The organism is Streptomyces sp. ISL-100 (assembly GCF_018614615.1).
Taxonomy (GTDB): Bacteria; Actinomycetota; Actinomycetes; order Streptomycetales; family Streptomycetaceae; genus Streptomyces.
The window spans coordinates 1-12,037 of sequence record NZ_JAGGOK010000142.1 but is presented as its reverse complement, the minus strand read 5'-3'; the positions used below and the strand labels follow the sequence as shown (position 1 = coordinate 12,037).

Sequence of the window (12,037 nt, the reverse complement as noted above, 5' to 3'; positions counted from 1 at the left end):
GCGGGTTGGCGGGCTGCGGGGGCGGGGGGCTGACGAGCTGGCGGGCGGGCGGGCTGGGGGGCGGGCGGGCGGGCGGGCGGGGGGGCTGGGGGGCGGGCGGGGTGGCGGGCTGGCGGGCAGGCGGGCAGGCGGGCAGGCGGAGGTAAGTATTTCACCCCGCCCCGGGGACATAACCCAAAAAGAACGTATGGGACTCGGCATTCGTGATCCTCTGCTACAGCTGCCCGCCTGTGGCCCCTTCAACAACATCCGGGACGAGCAACCCAGACCAGCGAGCCGCCACTCCCGGCATGAGGAGTTCCCGCGATCCTAGGCGATCACGATGAGTCGCCCTTGTGTGCCCTCGGGCAAGGCCCGGCGGGGCACAGGGGCCGGCGAGGCGAGCGATGAGGCGAATACAGCAGGCCGCCTTCGCCTACCGACCGTTCAGAAGCGCACGGCACAGGCCGCAGAACATGGCCGCGTCGCGCCCGTACCGGCGCATCAGCTGCCCGCACTCGGCGCAAGGCCCCAGCTCCCACGGCGGGCAGCCCAGCGCCGCAGAGGCTGCAGCTCGCTCGACGGGAAAGATCAGCGTGGGGTTGCGCGACCGCTGTGCTGGCATCCGGGGCAGGGTGAATCCGCCAGTCGGCTGCCCCAGGTCTCGGATGGGCCGCGCGTCGCTGACGAACCAACCTTCCTCACCCGCCCGGCAGTTTCGGTCGATCTCCTGCTCAGCGAAGGTGATCTCGTCGTCCTCCTCCTGCCCCGGCGTCTCGGGAAGAGGGGTCTTCTCTCGCAGTCGGCCGCCGAGACCCACATATGCCGCCATGCCCGGCCGTCCCTCCGATTGGGCACGTAGACCGGCACGCTCTCCCCCGTCGCGCTCGACAGCACGAGGTCTTCGAGATGCACTGCCTTCTTCTCCGGCAGGCACAGGGCGGGCACGAAACCAGTCCGAGTGAACCCCGCCACAGTGACCGGCGCCATCGGTCTGCAGGCAGTGGCGCTCGCTGCTGGCCACGCATTTCCAGACCTGGAGGTGACGGTAGCCACCGCGGATCACCATCTCCTTCCCGCCCGCGATATCCCTCCAGGCCATGTCGTCCACGCGGGCCCAGGGCGCTCGGTCTATCTGGGAAGCCGTGCGGTGCTTCGCAATCCACAAGGGCGTGATGTCCTGCTGCACGGCGTTGGCCGAGCGACGGTGCACGCTGCTCGGGCTGAGGTGGTGGTACTGGATCTCCCACCGATCCGTATACCTCCGGGTCCGGTGACGAGGACGTCGGAGATGCTCCGGCGGTTTGCCGTAGGCACCTCGGCATGGGCGTCCAGGCCGTAGCGCGAGGCGGTGTCGACGATCCGCTCCTTCGTGGCCTTGTGCTGCTCGCTCTCCGCCGGTGTGGCCTCGTGAGTGACCGGCAGGTGCGAGGCGACGAGCGGCCGACGGCCCCCGACGCGGCCTCGGCGGATGAACATCCACGGGGATTTGCCGCCCGACTCCGACAGACAGTCGCGGCCGTCATGGTGCGCAAGGCATTCGAGCAGCTGCGGGTCGCGGTCGGCGACGCTCGCGGTGATCTCCCGCAACAGATCGGAACGCCCCGGGTGACCGAGGTCAGGCAGTGACAAATTGATCTCTAGGCCATATCCGGTGTGCCACAGCCTATTTGCCATCTCTCTACCATAAAAGCGTCCACTGACATTCAACAGGGCGTCTCCCAAAGGGAGATGGGCGAGAACAGCGCGAAGCCGGGCGGCGGATATCCGTCGCCCGGCTTCGTGAGGTGGGGTCACCGGCTACCACTCGTCGGTGTCGCCGTACTTCCCCGGATTCTGCGCACGATCCACAGCCTGTGAACAAGCCTCGGCGAAGGCGGCCTCGACGGCCTCCTTGTCGGTGCCGCGACCTTGGGCCTCGACCTCCTGCACCGGCCCTGGGCGGCGGACCGTTCGCCAAGCCGCCGGTCGGTCGGTGTAGGAGTCCGTCTCGAATTCCCAGGCCGGCACTGACCACTCCTCGGGAAGGGCAGCCGCCTGCCGCTGACCGCCAGGAAGAAACACGGCGCGGAAATGGAAGACCACGGCACGCTCGGGCATCCTTTCGCGGATGGCTCGCATGCCACCAGGACTCTCGTGCTCCCAGCGCCCCCGGTCCCACCCCTCGACCTCCGCGGTGTGGTCCGGCCAGTCCTCGCCCCATTGCGCGACGACCTCGTCGGCGTGCTCGCGGTGGAGGAAGGGGACCCGGCGCTCGCCGAGGCAGGCGACATAGACCATCAGTTCGGCGGGGACGGGGCTCCGGCTAGCACCGGATGTAACCGCACCTGCGAAGCTCTGGGTCATGTCCGTCCCCCAGAGGAGGCCGCCGATCTTGTCGGCGGTGTCCTTGAGGACGCGGCTGGTCAGGTGCTGGTAGCGGCGGCGCATCCGGGCCGACTTGCCCGGTTCCCAGCCCATGATTGCGTCCACGACCGCGTCGGAGACGCCGAGGATCAGCAGGACGGTCGCTGCGGTGTGGCGGGCGTCGTGGAGGCGGCCGTCGCGGACTTCCGCCGCTTTAAGCAGGTCCTTCCATTTGTGGAAGTCCGTGTTCGGGTTCAGAGGCTCGCCCGTCGGCGAGGTGAAGACGTACCCCTTCTCCGTCCACAGATCGCGTGCACGCTTCCGCTCGCGTTCCTGCTTCTCCTTGTGCTGGCGGAGTAGCTCCATCAGCTCACCCGGGACGCCGATGGGCCTCTGACCGGCGCGGGACTTCACGCTCTTGGTCTCGCGCCGGGTGTTGATCTTCTGGGGGCAGAAGCCGGGCTTGCGCCCGCAGCGGTCGCCGCAGCCGTGTTGGTAGCGGGGCCGCAGCCGGCCTCGGCGTACGCGGATCACGTCGAGTTCGAAGTCGACGTCGCTCCACTGCATGCCGAGGACCTCGCCCTGCCGCAGGCCGAGCGCCAGGGCGATGACCCAGCGTGCGGTGTTGCGGTGCTTGTGCGCTTCGGCGAGCAGGCGCTGGACCTCCTCGACTGAGTACGGCTCAACCTCTTCCTCTTCGACGCGAGGGCCCTTGGCGATCGTGGCTGGGTTGACAGTGAGGTGAGCCCGGCGCACCGCTTCGTTGAGTGCGGTGCGGACGGTCCGGTGACTTTGGTGGGCGGTGCCGGCGGCGCTTCCGTTGTCCTGCATCTTCTTGTAGAAGCGCTCCAGGTGTTCGGGCTCCAGCTTCTCCAGGCGGTGGGCGCCGAGGCCGGGTATGAGGTGGTGGTAGACCGCAACGCGGTAGCCGTCGATGGTGTTCTCGGAGACGTTCGGCGCGGCGATGTTCTCGACCCAGTGGACGAGCCAGGTCTCCAACGTCCAGTTCTGGCCGGCCTTGCGGACAGCTCCCTTGTCCCGTTGGCGCTCCAGTTCGCGGACGGCTTTGGTGACGTCGGGGCGGGTCTTGCGGCTGATGTGGCGCCGGTCGGGTGTGCCGTCGTCCTTGGTTCCGACGGTGACGTATCCGTGCCAGCGGCCGTCCTTGCCGTGGAAGATCGACGAGGCGCCGTTGGGCTGACGGCCCTTCGCCGTCGCGCCCCGCGTCATGCTGCGGTCCCGAAGTCGCTGGCCGTGAGGCGTCGGGCCAGGAAGTCGTTCACCGCCTCTGCTGGGATGCGGCGCAAGCTGCCGATCTTGACCGAGGCGATTTCGCCGGAGGTGACGTACTCGTACAGCTTCGTGCGGCCGATACCGATACGCCGCGCGGCTTCAGCGACGGTGAGGGCGACGAGGGTGGCGTCACCTTCGGCCGGGCGTCGTTCGGAAAGCAGATTCCGCAGGTCGTCCTCGGGGACGTCCAGCAGGTCGGCTATCTGGGCAAGCGGAAGTTCGCTTCGGTGCAAGGGAGGTCCTCTCGTGGCAGGCCGTGGGACGGCGAATCCCGGTTGGCCGGCAAGTCGTTCAGGGATGGGCGTGAAGACAAGGAGCTATGGACGGCAAGGCCCGCGCTGTTCGTAGCAGCGAGGGACTGGGTCAGCTCTGTTTGGGTGGCGTGTCCATGCGCTCGCCGAGGTAGCTGCGGAGTTGCGTCGGGGCTCCGCGGTGGTGGTGGAATTCGCCGTTCGAGGCGATGGTCAGCTCGTGGGTCAGTAGAGCCTTGACCATGTCGTCCTGGTTGGGGTTGGCGTCCGTGTAGGCCGCGAGTTCGTCCTGGATTCGGCGCATGTCCTTGCCCAGATCCCGCCATTCTCTCCATCTCGCGACGTACTCGCCGACGAGACGTCGGACCAGCGGATTGGCGAGCTGGCCGGGGGGACTGGTCAGCTCGTCGAAGGTCAGATCGAAGACCTTGCAGAAGCCGAGCGCCTCATCGAGGTTGACCCGGCGGCGGGGCTTCCCACTCTCGATGCGCCAGATCGCAGACTGATTGACCGGGTGACCAGCATCGGCCATCCGCTCGGCGAGCGTGACCGTGCTCCATCCGCGCGCTTCGCGTTCGAGCTTGATCCGCTCCGCGACGTGCTCCTCGGCCGGTGGCCGGTCCGGCCCCGCACGGGACGCGCCTTCGTCACTGCTCATCACTGCACCTCCTTGCTGGGGCCCGACGGACAGCCGGGGCGATGGTGAAAACTAAACACCATTCCGGAGCAGAATGCAACCGTTGCGCTTCCGAAAACGTCAGGTACTGTAGACGTCCGCCCTCGAACGGGGGTGAACGCAAAAAGCCCCCGACGCTACGAACGTCGGGGGCCAAGCACGAACTCTCGTAACCGCCCATCCCTGAACGATTGACCCGCGTGGCCTGGGATTCGCCGTCCCGTACGGCCCGCAAGTTGAGGAGCTCAATGTCCAGTATGGACGAACCCCGGCCGAACGCGCCACACCTCGCGGGAACCGGCCGCCAGCCCCTGGCGGGCGACCTCACCGCGGTTCCGCCTCACGACGTCGATGCCGAGGCCGCCGTGCTGGGGGCCTGCATGCACAAGGCCGCAGTGATCGACGAAGTACGCCAGCTGCTCGACGCGGCCGACTTCTACCGCCCCGCGCACGAGACGGTCTGGCGCGCGATCCTCGTTCTGCACGGCGAGGACAAGCCGACCGACCCAATCGTTCTGTCGCACCAGTTGCGCGCCCAGGACGACCTGGAGCGGGTCGGCGGTGTGGTGTATGTCCACCAGCTCGCCGACGCCGTGCCCTCTGCGAGTAGCGCCGCCTACTACGCCGGCATCGTGCGCAAGATGGCCGACCTGCGCCGCTTGCGTGCCTCCGGCATCCGAACCGCCCAGCGCACGATGGAGCCGGGCGCCGATCCTGACGCCATCCGCAGCGAGGTGGAATCGGAGGTCAGGATCGAGCGCGAGCGGGCACTCGCCTCCGGCCAGGGTCGGCTTTCCCGGTTCATCACCGACGGATGGCTCTTCGTCACCGAGACCGGCGCCGACACCGAGCCGCTGTGGGGCACGCGGGAGCAGACGGCCTGGTCATCCGGCGAGAGCCTGATGATCGTCGGAGCACCTGGTGTCGGGAAGACCACGCTGGCTCACCAGGTGATCCTCGCCCGCCTGGGTCTGGCGGACAGCGTCCTGGACATGCCGGTCGCACCGAGCCGGCGGGTGCTGTACCTGGCGCTGGACCGGTACAAGCAGATCGCCCGTGCCATGGCCCGCGGCATCGGCCCCGAGCACGAGCAGCGCTTGCGCGACGGGCTCGCTGTCTGGCAGGGACCTCTGCCCGCCAGCCTGGACAAGGAGCCCGACCTCCTGGCAGACCTCGCCGCCGCTCACCAGGCCGACACCATCGTGATCGACAGCCTCAAGGACGCGGTGAGCACCCTGGTCGACGACGCGCTTGGCGTCGCCTACAACAACGCCCGCCAGCGAGCCATGCGCAACGGCGTCGAGATCATGGAACTCCACCACCAGCGCAAGGCCACCGAGGGTGCCCCACGCGCCCAGAAGCCCACCCTGGACCGCGTCTACGGCTCCACCTGGATCACCTCCGGAGCGGGCAGCGTCCTCTTCGTCTCCGGGGAGGCGGGCGACCTCGCTGTCACCCTGCACCACCTCAAAACACCCACCGGCGAGATCGGTCCCCTCCAGGTCATCCACGATCACGAGCGCGGCATCTCGACGCTCGACCCCGCCCTCGACCCGGTCGCCATCCTGCGCCAGCGCCCCGACGGCCTGACCGTGCGCGAACTCGCCATGATCCAAAGCGGCCAGAACAACCCCGAGCGCTCCGCCACCGAGAAGGCCAGGCGCACCCTGGACCGCCTCGTCAGGGCCGGACTCGCGGACAAGGCCGAAGGAGCCGCAGGCGGCACCGGAGGCGGCCAGCAAGCCCGCTACCGAGCCTCCGTCCGCCATATCGGCGCCGTCTCCTAACCCCGCCGCCGGACGCCGGGACCGTACACGAGGGCGTACACGCACCCCTCCCCCGCACACCGGCTCACGCCTGACCGCAGGCGTACACGCCAAGCACAAAACCCCAGGTCAGACGATCACGCGATCGTTCACGCCGTACACGCACGCCAGCGTTCACGCGTGAGCCCCCCTTTAGAAGGGGGCTCGCGTGTACGCCCCATGCGTGAACGCCGTGATCGCCTCCGCAGAACCACCCCGGAGAACCCGCATGACCACACCCGCCACGCCCCACGACACCACCCGGCAAAGTCACGCGACGCACCATGACCAGAGCGTCCAGGATCCGAGGCGACAAGCAACACCCCCGCACGCGGTAGAGCGATACGCCCTCGCCGCGGCCGGAACCGTCATCATCGCCCTCACCGCCGGCGGCTTCTGGCTCTCCTACGCGCACCTCGCTCAGGTGGCCGGACAGCATGGGCTGGGAAGCTCCCCGGCCCGGCAATGGGCCTGGCCCGCGACCCTGGACGCGTTCATCGTCGCGGGCGAACTGTTGATGCTCCGCGCCGGCCTACGCCGCGTGACCGACTGGTGGGCGGTCACTCTGACCGCCACCGGATCGGCCGGATCCATTGCGCTCAACGTGGCCGGTGTCAGCGGCACGGGCAATGCGAGCGTCGTGCCCCTGCTCGACTACGTGGTCGCGGCGGTTCCCCCGACCGCAGCCCTGCTGGCCTTCGGGGTGCTGATGCGACAGATCCACCAACTGGTCGACCGGCCCCTCGACCACTCGGCCACCAGTTCCGTCGAGACGCCGGAACCGCCTGCCACGCCAGCCGCGCACATCGCCAAACCGCAGGCAACCGCTTCCGGCCGGATGCCGCCGCCCCAGATTTTGAAGGGCCAGCCGCGTGGCGGCCGTCCGGTCAGCGCGACCGTCGAGGAATTGGTTGAGATCGGGCGGATCGCTGCGGCCGAGAAGCGCAAGCTCACCCGGTCGATCGTTCAACAGGCCATACGGGACAAGGGACATACGGTCAGCGGTCGACGGCTGACCGAGGTCATGAAAATCCTTCGGCCGGAACCCGGCGCTGGTCGAAACGCCGACTGATCGCTGGCCCGACCGGTGGCTGGCACTCCTCCGGCCACCGATCAGGCGGCTCCCGCCTCTCCGCCGGATCACTCATCCACACCTGCGGCCGTAGCCATGCCCCCGCACGCCACCATCCCGCCCGCACTCCTCCGGAGAACTATCTGTGACCCATGACCCGCACCACGCCGACACCACCATCGACCAGCCGCTGACGCTGACAAATTCGCCTACGCTGGCGGAGCGTTTGCGGCGGGCGTTCGGACGGGCTGCTCCTGGCGGAGCCAGTAGTACCCCGAGTCCGACTCAAGGCCGGATTGGGGGGTTCTCCGCCCCGGGGGTGGCGGAGACGGTCCGGCGCCAGGGGGCGCCGGACCAGGAGGCCGGGGCCGAGGGTGGGCCCGACCCGGACAATCTCCACACCGTGCAGCAGCAGATCCTGCGCCCCGCACGCGAAGACCAGCCCGCCGCCGACGAACCCGCCGCGCAGAGTGTTCAGCCCACGATCCGCCGCTTCACGGGCAACAAGCGCACCGACCGCGTCGGCCCCCTGCGCTTCACCGACGCCGAGCGTCTCCGCCTTCAGGAGGCCGCTGCCGAGCACGGCTACAAAGGCGAATCCGGTTTCGCCGCCGACATCGTCCTCGCCTTCATCACCGGACGGTTCACCGCCAACCTCCCCCTGTCCGAGGACCGTCGCCGCACGCACATGTTCCGCGCCCAGGTCCTGCGTCAGCTCAACCGCATCGGCGTCAACGTCAACCAGATCGCCCGTGCCCTCAACAGCGACTACACCCCGCCCGACATACGCCAGCGCCTCGACGAACTCCACTACCTGCTCACCCTGATCGCCGAAGCCCTGCGCCAACCGACCGACCCGACGGAGGCGTGAGGCCGTGATCGCAGCTATCAAGCCTTCCGGGTCCAACACCCGCGGTCTGCTCGCCTACCTCTACGGCCGTGGAACCCACGACGAACACCTCGACCCGCACATCGTGGCCGGCTTCGCCATGCCCGACCCCGGCCGGAACGAGAACGCGACCCTCACCGAACTGGGCCGGTACCTCGATGAACCTGTCGGCCTGCGAAATGGCGAGTTCGGCAAGCCGGTCACTGACCACGTCTGGCACTGTCCCGTACGCGCCGCCCCCAAGGACCGCTACCTCTCCGATGCCGAGTGGGACGAGATCGCCCAGCGCATCGTCGCCGCCGCTGGCATCGCCCCCGCCGGTGACGACCTGGCGTGCCGCTGGATCGCCGTACGCCACGCGGAGGACCACATCCACATCATCGCCACCACCGTCCGCGAAGACGGACGCCGCCCCAAACTCCACGACAGCGGCATCCGCGTCGGCGACGCATGCCGTCAGATCGAGAAGGACTACGGCCTGCGGCAGCTGAGGAAGGGCGACCGCACCGGCACCCGCGCCCCCACTCAGGGCGAGATGCACAAGGCCGAACGGCTCGGCTGGGAGCAGACCAGCCGTGAGTGGCTCCAGGACCGCATCCGTGCCGCCATCCCGCACGCCACCAGCGCCGAGGAACTCGTCGCGTACCTCGAAGCCGGCGACGTCCAGGTCAAGGCACGCCGCGGCCCTTCCGGAGACCTCCTCGGCTACGCGGTCGGCCGCCCCGGCGACCTCAACAAGGACGGCGAGCAGATCTTCCACCCCGGCGGAAAAATCGCCCCCGACCTGTCACTGCCCAAACTCAAAGCCCGCCTGGAAACCACCGTGCCGGAGGAGCACCCCACCGCCCGCCGCAACCGGCCCACCACCCCCTGGCAGCAGGCCACCGAAGCCCTCGACACCCTCCACACCGAGATCACCGACACCAGCACCGGCGACAGCGGTGACGCCCGGGCCCAGGCACACATCACCGCCCTGGGTGAACTGATGGAAGCCACTGCCCAGAAGGCTCCTGCGGACCTGCGCGTCCAACTGCAAGCGGCCAGCAAGGTATTCGGCCGTGCACAGCGCTCACAGATCCGGGCAGAAGACCGCGCCGCCCACGCCCTGCGGACCGCAGCCCGCGACATCGCCAACACCGCCACCGGCCCCGACGGCAGCACCCTCGCCGCCCTCGTCGCCGCCATGGTCTGGGCCGCCCTCCTCGCAGGACGCTGGCACGAAGCCAAGGGCCACGCCCACCAGACCGACGCCGCCCGACAGGCCCTCCAGCATCTCCAGACCGCCGCCGACAACGCCCTCACTCACACGCTCACCGGACTCGAAGCCCGCCGGCCTAACGAGGAGACCCGTCGCACCCTGGCCAGCGACGTACGCGCCGCCGTTCCTGAACACGCTGACCGGATCCTTGCCGACCCCGGCTGGCCCGCCCTCGCCACCGTGCTCGCCGATGCCGAAGCCGGCGGCCACAAGCCCCACCAGCTCCTCGAGGAAGCCGCCGCCAGGCGCGAACTGGCCACCGCCCGCCAACCCGCCCGCGTCCTGATCACCCGCATCCAGCACACCAGCCGAAACCCCGCCCCCAACCGCCGCGCCGAAGCCGCCCGTCAACGCACCACCATGACCTACAACGCCACCCAGCAGGCCCGAAGCTCACAACCGGCTGTGCTACGTCCCGTGGGCATTGACCAGCCCCACCGTCACCGCCAATAGAACCGCCAAGCAAAAGGGCGGCCGAGAGCCCCGAACACCACGCGCCCGGGGCGGCGGACGCAGTGTTCGGGGCTACCGAGTTCATCCCCACCCGGCTCCGCACCATGACAGGGAGCGAAGCCCGGCAGCGGTGAAACGCACCAGCATCAATGACAGACCGCCCGAGCGGACACGCACCGCCGTCGCAGGGTTGTGGTGGCTGGAGCGGCCGGATGAAGAGGCTTCATCCACCTGTTCGGGCCGGGGCCCGCGTAGGGGGAAAGGGCAAACGGTGGGGCCACTGGTTCGAATTCCGGGCAGGGCCAAATCTGACCGAGTTGCCGGGCCGACGTACAGCTCCCTGACCATGCCCGACCCCAACCCGAACAGGACACCAGTCAAAGCCGCTCCCGCCCGCCACCCCCAAAAAAGCGCCCAAAATTGGGCGCACAAAAGGCACTCGATGTGCACACGGCCTTGCTTGACGATCACTCAGGAGCAACACAACGATGGGAATTAAGTGCCCATCGACCACAGACCAACAGGGCAGCGTCATCAATGAATCTCGGGGAACTCATGCGTACTCTCTTGCGGCGTCGTACCGCCACGGCAGCCACCGTGGCCGCCTTGTGTCTTTTCGGAGCAGCAGCCGTACCGGCCCAGGCCGCGGCGAACCCCAACCCGATCGACTGGAAGGTGTACTCCACTCACTTCGGTCCGGATGGTGAAGACCTCCCGCTCCGCGTTGGACAGAAGGACGCCGGAAGCATCGACGGGTTTGGCAAGCGTCACATCGAGTCGGGCCACGGGGATGAGATTTCGAGCTGGACCAACATGAAGAAGGACATCGACAAGACGCTGGATCGGGGCAAGTGCGTTCCTAACGGCAGCAAGACGAACTGCACCTTGAAGAGCAACACCTTCTCCAACACCCGAGCCGGTGCGATGAAGGTTGTGTTCACCGAGCGAGTGGACTCCAAGTCCAGGGACCACCGGCCCGTAGGCATCATCACGGCCTACTATTACGACTGTGGATGCTAGGGACGACGTGCCAACGGTTGCCATGTACCAGCAGTACATCGAAGAGTTCCGCTCCGAGGTAGCCGACAGCCTGCCCTCCGAGCTAGCCCAGCACGGCGCGACGCTGACTGCACTCTCGTTCTTCGACAATGAGGACGGCGTCTGGGTCGCAGCCAAAGTCGAGCTACCGGGCCAGCAAGAGCCTTGGACCCGAAGCCGACTGATCATCCCGGAACAGGGACCGGACAAGGACGCCTGGCTAGCCGGAACCATCTTCTCCTCAGCACTGATCAAGGAACTGGACACACGGTAGAACCACGGGAGCATGAAGCCTCGGCTATCCGCGTAGGCGGATAGCCGAGGCTTTCCTCGTGACCAAGGCGACTCCGGCTGTCGGCCCGACGCTCCGCGCGGGTCAGTCGGCGGTGTGGATGCTGTTGTGATCGACCTGGACAGACGTGTCGCCTCTCGCGCAGTGGGGCGGCCGTGAGGCACCAGGGACGCGGTAGCAGGCCGAGGACGGCGAGTCCGGCCAGAACCAGCAGGGTGGCGCCAGTCGCCGGGGCGGGGGTTGCCGGGGTCGCGATCGCTGGCAGGGGCCCAACGCTGGACGACCTTGGCAGCATCATCCTGGCGGTGATGGCAATACCGAAGGTCGGACCGACGTTCATGGCGGTCTGCTTGAGCCCGCCAACGACCCCGGCGTGCCCGGGCGGGGTCACCCACGACGGTCCCGGTGGCGGTGACCATCACGCTGGCGAACCCTGCGCCGAGGACGACGAGGACGACACCGGCGATCGCGATTCGGCGCGGTCCGTACCGGCGTGGCGCGGCGCCGGCGACGAGGGCGCCGAGGACCATGAGCGCGGTCAATGGAATGCCTGGGCGGAGGGACGGTCCATCAAGCTGCTCCGACGGAACAGGCATCCACATTTACACGGGCGCGCGGCACGAGCCGGGCTGCGGCCTCGCCAATCGCCGCTTGGGGAGCAGGGTGAACCGTTCCGGGTTCGGTA

Annotated in this window: 10 protein-coding genes and 1 pseudogene; 6 read left to right on the top strand and 5 right to left on the bottom strand. The window is 68.3% G+C overall.

The window, feature by feature from the left end; genetic code table 11:
• Nucleotides 1–415: 415 nt before the first annotated feature.
• The 4 genes from J7E89_RS41640 to J7E89_RS39835 form a co-directional block, all read right to left on the bottom strand.
• A complete protein-coding gene (locus J7E89_RS41640) occupies nt 416–811 on the bottom strand; it encodes a hypothetical protein (protein WP_251061735.1) in 396 nt (131 codons plus the stop codon).
• Between the two features lie 968 nt (nt 812–1,779).
• The gene (locus tag J7E89_RS39845; protein WP_214981364.1) at nt 1,780–3,555 is read right to left on the bottom strand and encodes a tyrosine-type recombinase/integrase; all 1,776 of its coding nucleotides are present in this window, start codon (nt 3,553–3,555) and stop codon (nt 1,780–1,782) included.
• Nucleotides 3,552–3,851, bottom strand: a complete 300-nt coding sequence (locus J7E89_RS39840; protein ID WP_214981362.1) for a helix-turn-helix domain-containing protein — start codon at nt 3,849–3,851, stop codon at nt 3,552–3,554. Before J7E89_RS39840 ends, J7E89_RS39845 begins: the two co-directional genes overlap by 4 nt.
• 130 nt (nt 3,852–3,981) lie before the next feature.
• Nucleotides 3,982–4,527 carry a helix-turn-helix transcriptional regulator gene (locus J7E89_RS39835; RefSeq protein WP_214981360.1) on the bottom strand — a complete coding sequence of 182 codons (546 nt, stop codon included), beginning with the start codon at nt 4,525–4,527 and terminating at the stop codon, nt 3,982–3,984.
• 275 nt (nt 4,528–4,802) lie between these two features.
• Between J7E89_RS39835 and J7E89_RS39830 the strand changes: the two genes are divergently transcribed.
• From J7E89_RS39830 to J7E89_RS39805, 6 genes are all read left to right on the top strand, one after another.
• Nucleotides 4,803–6,332, top strand: coding sequence for a DnaB-like helicase N-terminal domain-containing protein (locus J7E89_RS39830; RefSeq protein ID WP_374196997.1), 1,530 nt, complete (start codon nt 4,803–4,805; stop codon nt 6,330–6,332).
• A 247-nt stretch (nt 6,333–6,579) separates the two neighbouring features.
• Nucleotides 6,580–7,422, top strand: a complete 843-nt coding sequence (locus tag J7E89_RS39825) for a DUF2637 domain-containing protein (protein ID WP_214981358.1) — start codon at nt 6,580–6,582, stop codon at nt 7,420–7,422.
• Nucleotides 7,423–7,741: 319 nt separating this feature from the next.
• Nucleotides 7,742–8,293, top strand: coding sequence for a MobC family plasmid mobilization relaxosome protein (locus J7E89_RS42220; RefSeq protein WP_214981356.1), 552 nt, complete (start codon nt 7,742–7,744; stop codon nt 8,291–8,293).
• 4 nt (nt 8,294–8,297) lie between these two features.
• On the top strand, nt 8,298–10,022 hold the full coding sequence (locus J7E89_RS39815) for a relaxase/mobilization nuclease domain-containing protein (RefSeq protein ID WP_214981353.1): 1,725 nt from the start codon (nt 8,298–8,300) through the stop codon (nt 10,020–10,022).
• A 555-nt stretch (nt 10,023–10,577) separates the two neighbouring features.
• Nucleotides 10,578–11,042 carry a hypothetical protein gene (locus J7E89_RS39810; RefSeq protein WP_251061734.1) on the top strand — a complete coding sequence of 155 codons (465 nt, stop codon included), beginning with the start codon at nt 10,578–10,580 and terminating at the stop codon, nt 11,040–11,042.
• A 22-nt stretch (nt 11,043–11,064) separates the two neighbouring features.
• Nucleotides 11,065–11,334 (top strand): hypothetical protein, encoded by a 270-nt coding sequence (locus J7E89_RS39805; protein ID WP_214981352.1) that lies wholly within the window; start codon nt 11,065–11,067, stop codon nt 11,332–11,334.
• Between the two features lie 190 nt (nt 11,335–11,524).
• On the opposite strand, the pseudogene J7E89_RS41630 reads toward J7E89_RS39805, so the two are convergent.
• Nucleotides 11,525–11,900: pseudogene (locus tag J7E89_RS41630) on the bottom strand (MFS transporter); the annotation flags it as partial.
• Nucleotides 11,901–12,037 lie beyond the last annotated feature (137 nt).